Source organism: Lentilitoribacter sp. EG35 (assembly GCF_040784015.1).
In the GTDB taxonomy this organism is placed as follows: Bacteria; Pseudomonadota; Alphaproteobacteria; order Rhizobiales; family Rhizobiaceae; genus Lentilitoribacter.
Genome location: NZ_JBFNGQ010000006.1, coordinates 108647 through 124030 on the forward strand (window position 1 = coordinate 108647; position 15384 = coordinate 124030).

Here is a 15384-nt window from a genome sequence, read left to right on the forward strand (position 1 = left end):
GCTCGACAAAAGACTAACTATAGGAATCGTTGTCTTATAGCTGGATATTTTATTTAGAGCCAGATACGCGCCAGAATATGGCAAATATAGTCGGCGACGTCATAATTGCACAAGCTATGTATGATTTTCTATTTTGGCGGCACGCAGATTGAGCGTGGGACGGATTGCAACAGAAAGCTTGTATCATCAGGCTCGCGCATCAATGTCCGATCGCCAGCATCGCAACTATCAAATGAAAGATCACTACCACCCGTGAGCAAAAGCCCACCGCTTTTATGTTCTGTTAAATAGAAATTGCCTGCATCACATTCCAGATTACACTTGATGCGCTTACCATCCGGCTCACAAAATGCATCCGCTTCCCACCTGATATCTTGCCCCCGCTTAAAAAGCGCAAGCTTTGCCACAAATTTTGGCGTATCAGGATATGGCTGATTGGGGCTATCCATACCCAAAAGCTGTTGCTTGGTCGGAAAATGACTAATGCCAATATCAATCACTTGCTGATCAGGATGCTTATCCAAATGCGCAGCTGAATAGGTCCGACCATAACAACTTTCGATGCCGTGAAAGTGGCTTTCCAGCGGAAGTTCTTGTGCTATGGCTGGTGTTGCGATCAGAACACTAAGCAATATAGATAGAGCTTTCATCATAGACGTTTCCTATTATATTTTTTCGGTTCAAGCAGAACTAAAGATGGTTAGGACAGTGCCAATAGTAATTAAAGCTGTACCTAAGATGAAAAGGGCTCGAAAGATCCACTGATTTGCTCTTTCACTTAAAGTAACCCCGTCCATACTTTGTATATCCCAACCCCTTAGAGCAAATGTTGCCCACATGAGAATTCCGGCCCCGAAAATTAATGCAACCGCACCATATATTAGCTCATGATTAAGGAAAGTTAAAAGTCCTAGTCCAATAACAACGCTAGCCGTTACAGTTAAAACGAAAGACTTAAACGACTGCCAAAGGCCTCTCCTAATTTTCTGTATCCGGCTCATTGTATTACAATCAGTTTGAGCACGGCGAACCTTATTATCCTCTTCTTCCTCTTTTTCGAATTGTGTAGGATTAAAAAAGACCAAATAAACTAAATGAAGTTTCCGAAAAAAGGAATCATAAGTAGAGTTTTTCAAAGTCACGAGTTTCCCCTTCCTAATACCGCTTGGGGTTGGCGTTTAGCAGTCTGACGAACAGGTCCTCGTTGCCCTCGCTTGGTTTTCCTACGGTTCGTAGGTTAAATTCGACTTCATCTTGGTCAGCAATGATTGAAACGCGGCCGCCTGTCAGGCTGGGTTGTACTTCCCTGCCCGCCATAAAATCTGCATGATCTCTGATATCTATTGAGAACTGATATTTCATATCTACCTCCCTTTATGCCTACACTATGGTAACTTCCGCAGTGCCTCGATAATCAATTCGAAAAAGCCGTCTGCATCCACATTATCCAGGAAAAACGCGTTCTTGGGCCTGTCGGTAATGTTCCAGTAATCTGCAACTGTCATGCCCATGGTCAACTCGCTTTGTACCTCGATCTGCACATTGCACATACGGCCTGTAAACAATTCAGGCTTCATCAAATATGTTATCACACACGGATCATGCAACGGTGCGCCTTGCCATTGGTACTTTTCCAGATCAAAACGTTCGGAAAATGATAGCATCTCAGCAACGGCGATGGCTGATTTTGTGCCGACTTTGCGGATTGCTTCGATACGTTCTTTGGTAGACAGCGCTTTATGGGTGACATCTAACGATGCAACAGTAATCGGAATACCTGATCTGAACACAATATCGGCAGCCTGCGGGTCGACATAGATGTTGAACTCGGCGGATGGCGTGATATTGCCACCTTGAAAATAGGCACCGCCCATCATCACAATTTGCTCGCAACGCTTCACTGCTTCGGGGTCTTTTTGCAACGCTGTTGCAATATTGGTCAGCGGGCCTAATGTCGCGAGTGTGACAGTGGCTTCATCATGAGCGCGGAGCGTTTCGATGATGAAATCAACGCCGTGCTGTTCTTGAAGTTTTATTGTTGGTTCCGCTAGCTCTGGGCCATCCAGCCCGGTTTGACCGTGGACATGCTCGGCGGTAACCAGCACTCGTTCAATTGGATCTGAACAGCCAGCATAGACCGGAATTTCAGGCCTGCCGCCAAGCTCAACAACCTTGAGCGCGTTTTGTGCATTAAGCTTTAGCCCGACATTGCCCGCGACGGCGGTAATGCCCAAAATGTCAAACATATCTGGATTTGCCAGCGCCACTAAAATGGCCACCGCATCATCCTGACCGGGATCGGTATCAATAATGATCTTTCTTGGCATTTACGCCTCTCCACTTCGATAATCTGCTGATCTGTAATCAGATGGCGCAATACCAAACTTCTCTCGAAAGTCTCGTGAAAAATGAGCCGAACTTACATAACCCGTTGCAAAAGCGATATCAGTGATTGAAAGCGTTGTCTGCTTTAAAAAGTTACTGGCCTTTTCTAACCGTAACTTTTTATAAAACCCCATCGTACTTTCGCCCATCTTGTCTTTAAATTGTCTATTGAGCTGACGTGTGCCAAGGCCGACCGACCTTGCCAACTGAGCGAGCGTTAGCGGCTCGCTTAAATTATTTTGCATCACTTCGATAGCGGTAATAACAGCGGGATTATTAACCCCATAACGCTCGACCAGGCCTGAACGCTGAGGCCCTTCACCGGGTCGCACATTGGTGTGCATAATATAATCGGAAACATCGCGTGCAAAAGCCGGACTATGGTGCTTGGCTATCAAAGCGTGCATCATATCAACAGGCGCCAGCCCCCCCGCACACGTTAATCGATCACGATCAAACACATAAAGCGCGCGCTCAAGCAGAATGTCGGGATCCATTTCGGCAATAAGGTCTGCAAAGACCCAATGTACCGTCATACGCCGCTCATTCATAATGCCAGCCTTTGCCAGCACCACCGGACCACCCGAAATTCCACCGATCATTACATTTCGGCGCGACAAAAGCCGTAACCATTGCAAAATGCGTGGACTATCAAAATCCTTGGTAACATAGCCACCAACAGCAATGATAAGATCAAAATCTACATGCTCGCCAGGAAATGCATCTGCCTTAATGACCGCACCCGAAGAACTAACTGCCTGCGATCCGCTAGCGGGTAGGTTTCTGATGCTGTAAAGCTCTTGACCGCTCAACTCATTGGCCACCATTAATGGTGATAGCGCCGATGAATAGGCAATGAGCGCAAAACCATCAAATAGTAAAAACCCAATTCGAAATGGGCGGTCAATATGCGTTGAAAAGTCCATAATTTATAAAAATACGTCTGCTTTAAGCTCAAAAAAATCGAATTTCAATATTTGCACTATTTAACTGACATTAGAACCATGTAATTTTAGAATCTGATTCAACGAGCTACCAATCTGATTCCGTCAACAGGCGTAAGACTTTGAAAAATATGATAAACATACCCTACTCCGGCACATATTACATTTCTTCACAACGCGATCAGGATCTCGCTGATCGGGTGATACGATTGATAGAGGGCGAGAATCTGGCTTTTTCAAAACAATTACTTACTGGACACGTCACAGCGTCGGCTTTTTTGCTCAATATGAAGCATGACAAAGTGCTCCTCACCCACCACGCAAAACTCGGTAAATGGCTGCAACTTGGCGGGCATTGCGATGGTATAAAAGACCCCAAATTTGCGGCACTAAAAGAGGCTTATGAAGAAAGCGGATTACCGCGGATTGATCATATATTCGACCAAATTCTCGATATCGATATTCATGAAATACCAGAACATAAAGGCGTTCAGGCGCATCTGCATTATGATATTCGCTATGCGCTGGAAACCGACGAACGACATCCATTTATTGTTTCCGATGAATCAAATGATCTGAAATGGATACCACTTGACGAACTTGAAGATTATAATCCCGAACCATCGCTTATAGCGATGCGCGATAAGCTGCAAACCTTGCGGCTTTAGTCGTAATAGATCTCATTGTCATCAAGGTAAACATTGGACGCATCGCAAATATCAATATCAATTGGATCATCTAAAACTTCGCCGCCATCACTTGAGAGCCAGCCAACTTGCAGGGTTTGTGCACAATTTCCAGTGTCCGCTGTGAACTCGGCTTTAAGAACTTGGCCGGGTTCAACATCAGACCCGTCAATCCAATTTGTACTCCAACCAGAGCCATCATTTGTATAAAAGCCTATCAGGATATTTTGCTCTGTATTGTTGTGTATTGTGAAATAACCCTCTGCGCCTGTTCCAGCGAGGGCCTGTATTACAAACATAAATATAATTGCAAATGCGGAAAGAATTCTTTTGGCCATAGTTTTGTCCCTGCATGTATTGTTCTTATATGACACATATTAGTCACTTTCACACACAATGCCAATATGTCGCAATCTGGTGACAAATTGTCATCTGGTTTTGAACATATGAAAGACTGCATAATATATTCAAAACGCAAACAAAGCGGAGACGACCCCATGAATACGAGATCAATTGTAATTATCGCCATATTTGCGGTTGTGGCCGTCGTCGGCGCACGTATCATTCTTGATCCACCCAGCGGCACTGCATATGCCGACGAGGTAAAAAATGAGATGACGACGGGGCAAATATTCAGCGCAGGTGATATTACGATTGCGAACGTTCGTGCGCGCGAAACTGTTCCCGGCGCATCCGTTGGAGGCGGCTATATGGTCATTACCAACAACGGTTCGGAAGATGATCGTTTGATGGGCGGCAAAACATCCGTCTCTCCCTTGTTGGAAGTACATGAAATGAAAATGGAAAATGACGTGATGAAAATGCGTCAGCTAAATGATGGACTTGTCATTAAGGCTGGCCAAACAGTTATGCTCCAACCGGGCGGTTTTCATATCATGTTTATGGATCTTGAAGCCCCTCTTACAAAAAACACGAGCTTTGATGCAACACTCAACTTTGAAAAATCGGGATCGGTTAGAGTAGAATTCAACGTTGTAGACATGAAAATGTTAAAGATGGCACACTAACTGGCGCACCCTCACAGGAATACTAATCCAAAATTCTTATGTCGATTATTAATTTGGACATAGTTACAATTTTACCGAATTACTGCTCTGAATAGCCCCGAATTTGTTAGACACCCACGGCTTTCATTTTCTGCCGTTTTTCGAAGTCGGCGGGTGACAGCATTCCAGATATCAAGCAAAAGTTTTGGCTAGCTTCTGTAACATTCTGCGTTGCATTTTGGGCCACGCTCATCGCAATCGTCAGTCAAGGCTTTGCCTAACAGACGCTTATCCAACCGATAGGCAACTGACTAACGGACCAACATATTGGCTCGTTTAGTTGCCTTGGCCTGCTCCTTTGCAGCAACACGCATCATTTTTTGGAACCTTGGACACTCCAAATGGCTTGATGCTGGGCATTCGGCGGCATGAATTAATCCGTTTCGGACTTGTTGCAACACACTTATCTGCCGATCGATCTCAACAGCCTTTGCACGTAACACGTCGCGATCAATGAACGTCCCCTGATCAGACAGAAGAAGCGATCGAATTTCTGATAAGGAAAAATTTGCCATCCTTCCTAATGCCACGAGTGCAAGACGCTGTAACACTGACGGATCAAATAATCGCTTAAGGCCGCGCCGACCAATTGAACTTATTAGAGATTTTTCTTCGTAGTATCGCAATGTCGATGCAGGTAGTCCCGTCTTTTTTGACAGTTCGGCAATATCTATATCTTTCATACTTGACCTCAAGTGCACTTGAAGTGGCATGGTAATTCCAATGACACGCACAAACAAGAGAAAAGGAAGTGTTGTGAGTTTGATAGATTTAATATTCCCTACAGTTATCATTGGTCTTGGCGCAACTGCATTCATGGATATGTTTGCATGGCTTCAACGCAGCTTATGGAACATCCAAGGTTTAGATTATGCGTTGGTCGGCAGGTGGATTGCTGGAATACCAAAAGGGCAGTTTACCCATAAAACAATCTTGCAATCACCCCAGAACCGTTATGAACGGACAATTGGTTGGGTGTTTCATTATGCAATAGGAGTATTATTTGTTGGCATAATGCTGGCATTTACGGGGAAGAGCTGGCTTGATGCACCAAGCCTGTTGAATCCGATGATAATCGGCATTGCAAGTGTAGCTGCACCTTTCCTGGTAATGCAGCCGGCTTTCGGATTTGGTTTCGCCGCTTCAAAAACCCCATCTCCCTGGATAACGCGTCAAAGAAGCTTAATTGCTCATTTGTCCTTTGGTTTGGGTATATATCTCACGGGAGTAATATGCGCCCGACTTTCTCTATGGTAATAAAGCTGCCAGTCTCCATTAATAGGAAAGGTATAGATGGACGGAAATAAGTATAACATAACTCTAGTCTGGAGCGGGCGGCGGGAATCGAACCCGCGTCATCAGCTTGGAAGGCTGAGGTCTTACCACTACACAACGCCCGCGTAAGACATGTCAGCGATTTCTCGCTGCTATTCCTGACCATAAGCGATTTTGGTCAAGATAGTCAAAGCAATGGTGGAGGAGGTTGGATTTGAACCAACGTAGGCTAAGCCAACGGATTTACAGTCCGTCCCATTTAACCGCTCTGGCACTCCTCCGTACCCTTGCTTTCATCGAACATTTGGTTCGATCAACTCAAACGATTTCGCTTGAATCTGAGCGGGGTTATGGCCTTCGCTAGCCCATCTGTCAACACAGTTTGACGAAAAAAATTCACTTATAATGAACAAGCGGCAACAATCGACCATTGCGCTGATCCCTCAATAGATTATAAGCGCCATTATGAGAGAGCGAAAAGACAAAAGATCCCCGAGAAAAGGTACCTCTGGCGCGCCTTCACGCAGGAATGCAGGCCCAAAAGCGGGAAAGCCGCCTGCAAAGAATAAAAATAGCGCGAAACAAGGGCAGAAGTCGGGTGGACTGGCAGCAGCAAAGAAAGCATCCGGTCTCTTCTCTCCTCAAAGCCTAAACCCTGATGGAAAAACAACAGGTCGACCCAACGTACGTGAAGGTGCGCGGGAAGGCACGTCTCGTCAAGAAAGACGCGAACGTGTTTATATTGATGATTCTCCACGCCCTCGTGAAAAATCTACACGCGCGAGCCGTTATCGCAACCGCGGTAATTCTGCGCTTTATCTTTATGGATTGCACACCGTTCGTGCTGCCATTGAAAATCCACGTCGCAAAATCATCAAACTGCTAGCAACAGAAAATGCATGGGAACGATTAGATGTAGGCAATGCGGGGCAAATGCCCTGCCCCGTCGAATTTACCGATGGCCGCAATCTTGATCGTCTCGTGGGCAAAGACGCAATTCACCAAGGTATTGTTGCCGAGGCTCATCCTTTACGCCCCAAATCGCTTGATCAGCTTAAAGATACGCAATTGATTGTTGTGTTGGATGAAGTAACTGATCCGCACAATGTCGGTGCCATCATGCGTTCCGCAGTTGCTCTTGGCGCTGGTGCAATTATTTCAACGATGCGAAATTCTGCGCAAGAATCAGGTGTACTGGCAAAATCGGCGTCTGGTGCGCTGGAAATGATCGACCATATCGAGGTTAAAAACCTTGGTGAAGCCATCGATGAACTGCATTTTGTGGGGTTTCAGACCATTGGTTTGGATTCAGAAGGGCCGGAAGACCTTGTTGAGACATTTTCAAGCCAACAAATTGCACTGGTTTTAGGCGCGGAAGGCAAAGGCCTGCGGCATAAAACACGCGAAATTGTGAGTGATCTAGCCCGCCTTGATATGCCCGGCCCAATTAAATCGCTAAACGTATCTAATGCCGCAGCACTATCGCTTTATGCCGCACATCGTTTTTTACTGCGCCAGCCTTGAACAAAATAATAATTTCATCTAGCATCAAGCTACAAATGAGGAGTGCTCTGACGATGAACAAGTAAGTCTGTTTTTATGAATTGCATGATGACCATCAATATTGAGGTGATCTGCGCGAAGACTTACTTTTTTCTAGGAGCATCTTATGCATCCCATTATTTATGACGTTGCCGTGTCAATTGACGGCTATATTTCTGGACCAGAAGGTGACGTGTCCGCTTTTCCACATGAAGGAACAGTTGTTGAAGATTACGCCACACGATTATCTCAATATTCAACATGCCTGATGGGTCGAAATACCTATGAGTTTGGCTATGCCTTTGGTCTGACACCCGGTGACAATCCTTACCCACATATGCGCTCGATCGTGATCTCGTCAACAATTGAGCTGCCTGACGGTTCGCAAGTAGAGCAAATGGCAAACCCTAATGCTGAGACCATCCGCGCTATTCAGGAGGATGCCAACGGACCAATCTATCTTTGCGGTGGCGGTGTACTTGCTGGCTGGGCGATATCGAACGAACTTGTGAGCTATATACGATTAAAGCGTGCACCAATCATACTAGGGTCTGGCGTAAAACTGCTTGATGGCGTTACACATCTGCCGGAGCTCAAAGAATTGGAGATGAAGGCTCATGATGGCGGTATTATCTATCAGGAGTTTGAAATCCAGTATTAATGAAAAGGTCATAGGCACAAACAGCGCCTATGACCTGCGCCTGATATTGCTCAGCGCCAATACAGAAGAAGGAAGATAGTTTGGATACGCGAATTTTGGGAACATGGAATCTCGTTAAATGGGTCAATGAACTTGATGATGGCACTGAGATATTTCCCTTTGGCGAGGACGCAAAGGGATACATACATTACGCAAAAAATGGCCACCTCTTTGTGCATATTATGATGTCAAATCGCGCCAATTACATCGGTTCTGATCCATTTAGTGGCTCAACGGATGAAGATTCTGCAGCCATAAAATCACAAATAACCTATGCTGGAACTTATGAATTTGTGAATAGCAAGCTCGTTCACCACGTCACGATGTCATCATTCCCAAACTGGGTTGGCAAAGATCAGGTTCGCGACTTCGCATTCGACGGCGAACATCTGCATTTAAGCGCAGCCGGCGCACAATTTCAGGGTCAAAATGTAACGGCTAAACTAATCTGGAAGCAATAGGTCAGGCAGCTAGACTTCGCTAAAATTCCTAGACCTCGACATCAAACTCTTCTTGATCACCAACGCCAAACACGCGTTTGTAGCGGGCTATTTCTTCTGATGGCCCCATAGCTTTACGCGGGTTATCGGATAGTTTGACCGTGGGCTTGCCATCGGCAGATGTGGCCTTACATACGAGCGAGAACGGCGCGAGCCTATCATCAGCAACTAATCCCCTGAAATCATTTGTAAGCTTTGTACCCCAACCAAAAGAGATTTTTGCTCGCCCGTGAAAACGTTTATGCAGTTTTTCGATCTCGTCCGTATCTAACCCATCGGAGAAAATGAGCAATTTTTTCTTGGGGTCTTCGCCGCGTTTTTCCCACCATTTTAAGGCATATTCTGCAACTGTAGAAGGATCACCGCTGTCGATGCGAATACCTGTCCATTTGGCAAGCCAATCTGGTGCATTATCCAAAAATCCATAGGTGCCATAAGTGTCGGGCAGAATGATCAGCAAATTGCCATCATGCTCGGTCTGCCAATCACTCAAAACCTGATATGGGGCATTGGCCAGTTCGGCATCATCTTTTGCAAGTGCTGCATAGACCATTGGCAATTCATGCGCATTGGTACCAATGGCTTCAACCTCTTGCCGTCTAGCAATCATACAGTTTGACGTGCCGATAAACTTGTCACCCAAGCCCTCACTCATAGCTTGTACGCACCAATCTTGCCACATGTGAGAATGGCGACGTCGTGTGCCAAAATCAGCAACTTTCAAGCCATCAATCACACGGAGACGTTCGATCTTTTCCCAAAGCCGCGCCATTGCACGTGCATAAAGCACTTGTAATTCAAACTTGCCCATACCCTTAAGCACAGCGCGCGAGCGTAGCTCCATAATCACAGCAAGCGCATAAATTTCCCACAACATGACAGACGGCCAATCGCCCTCAAAATCAAGCTGATATTGATTGCCAACGCGCTCAAGCTGGTATTCAGGCATTCTCAAACCTTCGAACCATTCCATAAAATCAGGACGGAACATGGAGCGCTTGCCATAAAACATATTACCGCGAAGCCAGGTGCTTTCACCCGGGGACAAAGATAACGTGCGAATATGGTCCAACTGCTCACGCAATTCACCTTCGTCAATCAGATCCGCAAGCGGCACATGTGTCGAGCGATTGATGAGATTAAATGTTACGCGTGTATCTGGCTTATGGGTAAAAATGGTTTGCGCCATCAACAACTTATAGAAATCAGTATCAATCAACGATCTAATGATCGGATTAATTTTCCAGTTATGATTATAAACGCGCGTTGCAATATCCATAAAGCGTAAGCCTCGTTGACTGACAGAAGTCCTCTCTTACAAAGAAAGGTGACTGCTTGCAATTCTTAATCGATTAATTGGAACCAATTATGAGCGGGATAAATCTAAATCCAGCGCCGAGTTCGTGATTTCAAATCTAGATATTCTTGACCAAAAAGCCTCTCCAACGCAGCCTCTTCCGGTGCGATCTGGAACTTATTGATAATTAAAACAAATGCAACAAGTGCTGGTAAAAACAAAAATGAACCAACATATATCCCCGCAGATACAATTAGGATCGCCATACCAAGATACATCGGATTACGCGAATAATTGTAAATACCATCGCTGACCAGATGTTTGGCTTCATCCAGTTTATTGGGCTGAATGGTTGTACCAAACTGACGAAACCGCTGTACCGATACAATGGAAATTGCCACACCAACGATACCAAGAAAAATTCCGATCAACTTCTGTTCAACTAAACCAAAGGACAAGAGCGGGAAAAATGATTGACCATAAAAAATACTCATTATTGCAAGAACCATATAAACGGGCGGTGGAATGTGCCTATACAGATCCTTATTAAACTGGCAGATATGGACAAATATATCAGTTTTGCAGGAAGCCGCTCCATTTAATTTAATAATACTCTTGTTATTGCAGTCACCGGCATCTAATCGCTAGGTTATGAAACAATATGATGTCGTTATAATTGGTGCGGGCGCTGCGGGTATGATGTGCGCTATTGAGGCGGGCAAGCGTGGGCGCAAGGTGCTTGTTTTGGACCATGCGAAAACGGCTGGTGAAAAAATTCGTATTTCTGGTGGTGGACGGTGCAATTTTACCAATATCAACACTAAATTTGACCGATTTTTGTCACAAAATCCGCGTTTTGCGATTTCGGCACTTAAACGCTACACCCAGCACGATTTCATCAAGATGGTTGAGCATTACAAGATTGCCTATCATGAAAAAGTACTTGGCCAGCTTTTCTGTGATGTGTCTGCCAAAGTTATTATTGATATGCTGTTGACGGAGATGAGCAATGCAGGTGTAGAGTTACGCTTATCCACCGACGTGAAAAGCATCAATAAGTCTGATACATATAGTATTCAACTTGAACATGACACAGTGGAAGCGCAATCTCTTGTGGTGGCGTGCGGTGGAAAATCCATCCCGAAAATGGGAGCAACAGGCTTTGGCTATCAGATCGCAGAGCAATTCGATCTGCCGGTAACTGAAACGCGCCCTGCCCTTGTGCCACTGACTTTTGCTGACGAATTACTAGGCCGAATTAAGCCGCTATCGGGCGTGAGCACCAAAAGTTCAGTCACGTGCAACAAGGTTAGTTTTGATGAAGCACTTCTATTTACCCATCGCGGATTATCTGGCCCGTCAATCCTGCAAATCTCGTCCTATTGGCGCGAGGGTGACGAAATTATTGTTGATCTTGCCCGGGGGATAAATATTGCCGAGCAGCTTAAAGCCATGCGCCAGAGTTCCGGCAAGCTATCAATTGGCAATGCGCTTGCAAAGTTAATCACATCCAAACTTGCGCAAATGATCGTTGAGCATTCAGGCCTGACCGGAAATCTTGCAGATCAAAACAACGCCAAACTCGATCAACTTGGACAATCTGTCAATGCCTGGCGGATAAAGCCAGCGGGTTCAGAAGGTTATCGAACAGCAGAGGTCACGCTTGGCGGTGTGGATACAGGTGCGCTAAATGCAAAGACCATGGAAGCCAAAAATACCGATGGGCTTTATTTCATCGGCGAAGTTGTTGATATGACTGGCTGGCTCGGCGGTTACAATTTCCAGTGGGCCTGGAGTTCGGGCTGGGTTTGTGGGCAAGTCTGTTAGGTTTTATTAATGCGTAATATCGGTCAAAAAACATTTATTGCTTTGGAATTTTTAAGCTATGTGGCTCTTATTATTGGCTTATTTGCAATCATCAACCTTTCATTCTTTAACTTCTTGGGCAACTGCACTCAAATATACCTTAAATTTCATTGCGATGGCGCATTCTATGATCAGATGACAAATCTATCCTCTGAAATCATTTTTGCATATATATTGGCTGTATTACCAATTTTGCTTGGATTACTTGGTGTTTTATTGGGATTGCGACGCATTCATCATGTCAAAACCGTAAAATTACGAGCTGAAGGGCGCACGGACGAGGTTGAGAAACTACGTTATTTTCTTCTCAGATCATCTAAATATCTGGTGATTTTAGCCGTTCTTTTGGCTGCAATGGTAATGACATTATTAAGCTAAAACAATAAAAATCCTGCACGATGATAGCGCGCAGGATTGGTGTATAAAACAGTTACAGGTTTAGTTGCTAAGCTTGCCGCCAATTGCGTTTGGCAGACACTTAACCTGAACAGGATACCACATCCATGTGGAGTTATGTTTACTATCGCTCAAGCCTTTTAACCCATTTTTGTTAGACGCATGCAACTGAAAATATGCCGTTGCCTGTGTTGTTGTTCCTTTAGTCAGAATATTACGGCTGCTTTTCAATTTGTTATTACATGCCTGAATTGGATCAGCTCCACTCCACCTGACTTTACTCATAGCAATAACAGGCGAAAGCGATTTCGAAAAAGTTCGCTTGTTCGGATAATACTTCATGCTCCATGTGCCCGGGTCAGCCTCTAAATACGGAGCATCACTTGTAGTTACCTGCGCTACCTTTACCTTTTTCGCAAGCTTGGCCTTGGCATATATTTTTAAAAGAAATTTGTGTGATGGTGATTTAATTTTTTTAAAACTGCCACCAACGACACTCACTTCGATTGGCACTGCGTCAATACCATTTTTACTGATCGATAGATTTTGCATCGGACCCGCTGCAGCAATACCCGTTGATACGGCCAATATTGCTGATGAAACGGCTAGTGCTGAAATAGTTTTAACAAACGTCATAATAAGCTCCTGATCAATTAATTTGTCCGGAGTAGTCGCCCCCGGAAAGATTTTAAATTTCGAATTTGTTTCGATGAGGAATGTTTTAACGAAGTGGTTTTGAAACCTTGCTGAATAGGCCGTTCATCAAGCATTCATCTTGGAAAACAGAATATTTTACATTTCACCTACGATACCTGAATTTTAGTATTTGAAATTGTGGCGTCATATCCCCATTTATCCAAGCAAGTTACATTATGTGGCAGGTGATATTTATGTGGGGAGAGAGCATGATCAACCTTTCAGGAAAAACAGTATTCATAACAGGTGCAAGTCGAGGCATTGGAGAAGCCGCGGCGCGAAAAGCGGCTAGCTATGGTGCAAATGTGGTTCTTGCAGCTAGAAGCAACAAAGACATTGAGCGAATTGCCGCCGAAATCGGCAATAAGGCTCTAGCGCTCACATGCGATGTATCGGACTATGACAGCATAAAAGAAGCAATTGATAGTGCCGTTCAGCATTTTGGCGGGCTGGATGTTGTGGTCAACAATGCTGGCGTGATTGACCCCATTGACCGAATTGAAGACACCTGCCCAGATGCTTGGGGCAACGTAATCGATATCAATATTAAAGGTGTATATCATTGCATGCATGCAGCTTTTCCTGCGTTATTAGAAGCCGCCAATGGCGGGCGTTCTGTCATTATCAACATGTCTTCTGGTGCCGCGCATGGCGCATTAGAAGGTTGGGCACATTATAGCGCATCAAAGGCAGCAGTTGCCTCGCTTACCCGCAGTGCAAACCGTGAATGGAACGAAAAAGGTATCAGTGTCATCGGCCTTTCACCCGGTACTGTGGCAACTGATATGATGATGTCGATTAAAAAATCAGGCATTAATGCCGTTTCGCAGATTGACTGGGAAACTCATATCTCGCCCGATTGGGTTGGAGAAGCCATTTGCTGGCTGACCACAGACGAGGCACGTGAGTTTGACGGCACTGACTTTACAATCAAAACGGATGAAGGCCGCAAGCTTGTTGGGTTGATTTAAACCCCAAACGGCTTTGCAAAACTTCACCTGCACTTTATACCTTTACCAACAATATGATTCAGGGAGATAAAATCATGCGAGCAATCTGTGTGAATGAATTTGGTGATGCAGATGTTCTGCAAATCGAGAATAAAAATGATCCCATTCCTGCTGCCAACGAAGTTGTGATCGACATGATGGCAGCTGGCGTGAACCCTGCCGATACTTACACACGCACAGGCACATATATAGTTAAACCTGAATTGCCCTATACACCTGGCGGGGATGCTGCTGGGGTCGTCTCAAGCATTGGTGCAACTGTCCGTTCATTAAAGGTGGGTGATCGTGTAGCAACAGGCATCGCATTTAGCTCTGATCGATTGGGTTGCTATGCAGAAAAAATCCTGCGCAACGAGAATGATGTTATCAAAATTCCTGACAGAGTGAGCTTTGCTCAGGCCACGGCATTGGGTGTGTCCTACCCAACCGCTCACCATGCACTTTTTAACCGAGGTCGACTAACCGCAGATGAAACAGTTTTCATTCACGGGGCCAGCGGTTCTGTTGGCACATCAGCCATTCAACTTGCTAAACGCGCTGGGGCAAAAATCATTGGTTCCGCAGGTACACAAGCTGGATTGACGCTTCTTAAGTCACAAGGGGTAGATCTTGCGGTCAACCACACCAGCGGAGGATATGCCGATGAAATCATGGCATTCACAAATGGCGATGGTGTTGATCTAACACTTGAAATGCTGGCCAATGTAAATCTGGCAACAGATTTGGATCTTGCTGCCATGTTTGGACGTATCGTGATTATTGGCAATCGCGGTGAAATTACCATCAATCCGCGCATGACTATGGCAAAAGAACTGGACGTCATGGGCATGGCACTTTGGAATCTTAATGCGGAGCAAATCAAGCCAATTATGGATGATCTGATAATTGGCCTAGCTGATGGTAGCCTTACGCCAATTACAGGCAAGGAAATACCGCTCGCAGATGCGGCATTAGCGCATGAATATGTGCTTGCCCCGGGGGCTCATGGCAAGGTAATCTTAGTCCCGTAACTAAGCGGGA

At 45.1% G+C, this 15384-nt stretch carries 20 protein-coding genes and 2 tRNA genes; 10 read left to right on the forward strand and 12 right to left on the reverse strand.

Annotated features, from left to right (window positions below):
* Nucleotides 1–128: 128 nt before the first annotated feature.
* The 5 genes from AB2J24_RS11945 to AB2J24_RS11965 are packed head-to-tail and all read right to left on the reverse strand — an operon-like array spanning nucleotide 129 to nucleotide 3311.
* Nucleotides 129–653 carry a hypothetical protein gene (locus AB2J24_RS11945; RefSeq protein ID WP_367385607.1) on the reverse strand — a complete coding sequence of 175 codons (525 nt, stop codon included), beginning with the start codon at nucleotides 651–653 and terminating at the stop codon, nucleotides 129–131.
* A 27-nt stretch (nucleotides 654–680) separates the two neighbouring features.
* On the reverse strand, nucleotides 681–1142 hold the full coding sequence (locus AB2J24_RS11950; RefSeq protein ID WP_367385608.1) for a hypothetical protein: 462 nt from the start codon (nucleotides 1140–1142) through the stop codon (nucleotides 681–683).
* A gap of 13 nt (nucleotides 1143–1155) precedes the next feature.
* Nucleotides 1156–1362: a hypothetical protein gene (locus tag AB2J24_RS11955; protein ID WP_162651172.1), complete on the reverse strand. Its 207-nt coding sequence runs from the start codon at nucleotides 1360–1362 to the stop codon at nucleotides 1156–1158.
* A gap of 23 nt (nucleotides 1363–1385) precedes the next feature.
* Nucleotides 1386–2327 carry a nucleoside hydrolase gene (locus tag AB2J24_RS11960; RefSeq protein WP_367385609.1) on the reverse strand — a complete coding sequence of 314 codons (942 nt, stop codon included), beginning with the start codon at nucleotides 2325–2327 and terminating at the stop codon, nucleotides 1386–1388.
* Nucleotides 2328–3311 carry a GlxA family transcriptional regulator gene (locus tag AB2J24_RS11965; RefSeq protein ID WP_367385610.1) on the reverse strand — a complete coding sequence of 328 codons (984 nt, stop codon included), beginning with the start codon at nucleotides 3309–3311 and terminating at the stop codon, nucleotides 2328–2330. It lies immediately after the preceding gene.
* 149 nt (nucleotides 3312–3460) lie between these two features.
* Between AB2J24_RS11965 and AB2J24_RS11970 the strand changes: the two genes are divergently transcribed.
* A complete protein-coding gene (locus tag AB2J24_RS11970) occupies nucleotides 3461–3997 on the forward strand; it encodes an NUDIX hydrolase (protein ID WP_367385736.1) in 537 nt (178 codons plus the stop codon).
* Here the strand turns inward: AB2J24_RS11970 and AB2J24_RS11975 are convergent.
* The gene (locus AB2J24_RS11975; RefSeq protein WP_367385611.1) at nucleotides 3994–4353 is read right to left on the reverse strand and encodes a hypothetical protein; all 360 of its coding nucleotides are present in this window, start codon (nucleotides 4351–4353) and stop codon (nucleotides 3994–3996) included. The two genes, AB2J24_RS11970 and AB2J24_RS11975, sit on opposite strands and share 4 nt — an antisense overlap.
* A gap of 159 nt (nucleotides 4354–4512) precedes the next feature.
* Here AB2J24_RS11975 and AB2J24_RS11980 point away from each other — a divergent pair, with 159 nt between their 5' ends.
* Nucleotides 4513–5043: a copper chaperone PCu(A)C gene (locus tag AB2J24_RS11980; RefSeq protein ID WP_367385612.1), complete on the forward strand. Its 531-nt coding sequence runs from the start codon at nucleotides 4513–4515 to the stop codon at nucleotides 5041–5043.
* A gap of 290 nt (nucleotides 5044–5333) precedes the next feature.
* Here the strand turns inward: AB2J24_RS11980 and AB2J24_RS11985 are convergent, their stop codons facing one another.
* On the reverse strand, nucleotides 5334–5765 hold the full coding sequence (locus AB2J24_RS11985) for a helix-turn-helix domain-containing protein (RefSeq protein ID WP_367385613.1): 432 nt from the start codon (nucleotides 5763–5765) through the stop codon (nucleotides 5334–5336).
* A 40-nt stretch (nucleotides 5766–5805) separates the two neighbouring features.
* Here AB2J24_RS11985 and AB2J24_RS11990 point away from each other — a divergent pair, with 40 nt between their 5' ends.
* Complete coding sequence (locus AB2J24_RS11990) at nucleotides 5806–6339, forward strand: DUF2938 domain-containing protein (RefSeq protein WP_367385614.1); 534 nt, start codon at nucleotides 5806–5808, stop codon at nucleotides 6337–6339.
* A gap of 69 nt (nucleotides 6340–6408) precedes the next feature.
* Here AB2J24_RS11990 and AB2J24_RS11995 read toward each other — a convergent pair.
* Together AB2J24_RS11995 and AB2J24_RS12000 are read right to left on the reverse strand one after the other, a co-directional pair.
* Nucleotides 6409–6482 (reverse strand) — tRNA-Gly (locus tag AB2J24_RS11995).
* A 71-nt stretch (nucleotides 6483–6553) separates the two neighbouring features.
* Nucleotides 6554–6638 (reverse strand) — tRNA-Tyr (locus AB2J24_RS12000).
* Nucleotides 6639–6822: 184 nt separating this feature from the next.
* Here AB2J24_RS12000 and AB2J24_RS12005 point away from each other — a divergent pair.
* From AB2J24_RS12005 to AB2J24_RS12015, 3 genes are all read left to right on the forward strand, one after another.
* Nucleotides 6823–7881 (forward strand): TrmH family RNA methyltransferase, encoded by a 1059-nt coding sequence (locus AB2J24_RS12005; RefSeq protein ID WP_162651179.1) that lies wholly within the window; start codon nucleotides 6823–6825, stop codon nucleotides 7879–7881.
* Nucleotides 7882–8026: 145 nt separating this feature from the next.
* Complete coding sequence (locus AB2J24_RS12010; RefSeq protein WP_367385615.1) at nucleotides 8027–8560, forward strand: dihydrofolate reductase family protein; 534 nt, start codon at nucleotides 8027–8029, stop codon at nucleotides 8558–8560.
* A gap of 80 nt (nucleotides 8561–8640) precedes the next feature.
* Nucleotides 8641–9060, forward strand: coding sequence for a lipocalin-like domain-containing protein (locus AB2J24_RS12015; RefSeq protein WP_367385616.1), 420 nt, complete (start codon nucleotides 8641–8643; stop codon nucleotides 9058–9060).
* Nucleotides 9061–9088: 28 nt separating this feature from the next.
* On the opposite strand, the gene pncB is transcribed toward AB2J24_RS12015, so the two are convergent.
* Both pncB and AB2J24_RS12025 read right to left on the reverse strand, forming a co-directional pair.
* Nucleotides 9089–10378, reverse strand: coding sequence for a nicotinate phosphoribosyltransferase (gene pncB / locus AB2J24_RS12020; protein WP_162651182.1), 1290 nt, complete (start codon nucleotides 10376–10378; stop codon nucleotides 9089–9091).
* A gap of 104 nt (nucleotides 10379–10482) precedes the next feature.
* Entirely contained in the window at nucleotides 10483–10890 is a 408-nt protein-coding gene (locus tag AB2J24_RS12025) for a methyltransferase family protein (protein WP_367385617.1), read from the reverse strand.
* Nucleotides 10891–11047: 157 nt separating this feature from the next.
* Between AB2J24_RS12025 and AB2J24_RS12030 the strand changes: the two genes are divergently transcribed.
* Nucleotides 11048–12223 carry an NAD(P)/FAD-dependent oxidoreductase gene (locus tag AB2J24_RS12030; protein ID WP_367385618.1) on the forward strand — a complete coding sequence of 392 codons (1176 nt, stop codon included), beginning with the start codon at nucleotides 11048–11050 and terminating at the stop codon, nucleotides 12221–12223.
* Between the two features lie 9 nt (nucleotides 12224–12232).
* Nucleotides 12233–12640, forward strand: coding sequence for a hypothetical protein (locus AB2J24_RS12035; protein ID WP_367385619.1), 408 nt, complete (start codon nucleotides 12233–12235; stop codon nucleotides 12638–12640).
* A 60-nt stretch (nucleotides 12641–12700) separates the two neighbouring features.
* Here AB2J24_RS12035 and AB2J24_RS12040 read toward each other — a convergent pair whose 3' ends face one another.
* On the reverse strand, nucleotides 12701–13294 hold the full coding sequence (locus tag AB2J24_RS12040) for a hypothetical protein (RefSeq protein ID WP_367385620.1): 594 nt from the start codon (nucleotides 13292–13294) through the stop codon (nucleotides 12701–12703).
* A 269-nt stretch (nucleotides 13295–13563) separates the two neighbouring features.
* Between AB2J24_RS12040 and AB2J24_RS12045 the strand changes: the two genes are divergently transcribed.
* Complete coding sequence (locus AB2J24_RS12045; protein WP_367385621.1) at nucleotides 13564–14325, forward strand: SDR family oxidoreductase; 762 nt, start codon at nucleotides 13564–13566, stop codon at nucleotides 14323–14325.
* A 74-nt stretch (nucleotides 14326–14399) separates the two neighbouring features.
* A complete protein-coding gene (locus AB2J24_RS12050; RefSeq protein ID WP_367385622.1) occupies nucleotides 14400–15374 on the forward strand; it encodes an NADPH:quinone reductase in 975 nt (324 codons plus the stop codon).
* Nucleotides 15375–15384: the final 10 nt, after the last annotated feature.

Coding starts and splice junctions, on each gene's coding strand:
- AB2J24_RS11945 (WP_367385607.1), bottom strand. CDS start 653: ATGATGAAAGCTCTATCTATATTGCTTAGTGTTCTGATCGCAACACCA.
- AB2J24_RS11955 (WP_162651172.1), bottom strand. CDS start 1,362: ATGAAATATCAGTTCTCAATAGATATCAGAGATCATGCAGATTTTATG.
- AB2J24_RS11960 (WP_367385609.1), bottom strand. CDS start 2,327: ATGCCAAGAAAGATCATTATTGATACCGATCCCGGTCAGGATGATGCG.
- AB2J24_RS11965 (WP_367385610.1), bottom strand. CDS start 3,311: ATGGACTTTTCAACGCATATTGACCGCCCATTTCGAATTGGGTTTTTA.
- AB2J24_RS11970 (WP_367385736.1), top strand. CDS start 3,461: ATGATAAACATACCCTACTCCGGCACATATTACATTTCTTCACAACGC.
- AB2J24_RS11975 (WP_367385611.1), bottom strand. CDS start 4,353: ATGGCCAAAAGAATTCTTTCCGCATTTGCAATTATATTTATGTTTGTA.
- AB2J24_RS11980 (WP_367385612.1), top strand. CDS start 4,513: ATGAATACGAGATCAATTGTAATTATCGCCATATTTGCGGTTGTGGCC.
- AB2J24_RS11985 (WP_367385613.1), bottom strand. CDS start 5,765: ATGAAAGATATAGATATTGCCGAACTGTCAAAAAAGACGGGACTACCT.
- AB2J24_RS11990 (WP_367385614.1), top strand. CDS start 5,806: ATGACACGCACAAACAAGAGAAAAGGAAGTGTTGTGAGTTTGATAGAT.
- AB2J24_RS12005 (WP_162651179.1), top strand. CDS start 6,823: ATGAGAGAGCGAAAAGACAAAAGATCCCCGAGAAAAGGTACCTCTGGC.
- AB2J24_RS12010 (WP_367385615.1), top strand. CDS start 8,027: ATGCATCCCATTATTTATGACGTTGCCGTGTCAATTGACGGCTATATT.
- pncB (WP_162651182.1), bottom strand. CDS start 10,378: ATGGATATTGCAACGCGCGTTTATAATCATAACTGGAAAATTAATCCG.
- AB2J24_RS12025 (WP_367385617.1), bottom strand. CDS start 10,890: ATGAGTATTTTTTATGGTCAATCATTTTTCCCGCTCTTGTCCTTTGGT.
- AB2J24_RS12030 (WP_367385618.1), top strand. CDS start 11,048: ATGAAACAATATGATGTCGTTATAATTGGTGCGGGCGCTGCGGGTATG.
- AB2J24_RS12035 (WP_367385619.1), top strand. CDS start 12,233: ATGCGTAATATCGGTCAAAAAACATTTATTGCTTTGGAATTTTTAAGC.
- AB2J24_RS12040 (WP_367385620.1), bottom strand. CDS start 13,294: ATGACGTTTGTTAAAACTATTTCAGCACTAGCCGTTTCATCAGCAATA.
- AB2J24_RS12045 (WP_367385621.1), top strand. CDS start 13,564: ATGATCAACCTTTCAGGAAAAACAGTATTCATAACAGGTGCAAGTCGA.
- AB2J24_RS12050 (WP_367385622.1), top strand. CDS start 14,400: ATGCGAGCAATCTGTGTGAATGAATTTGGTGATGCAGATGTTCTGCAA.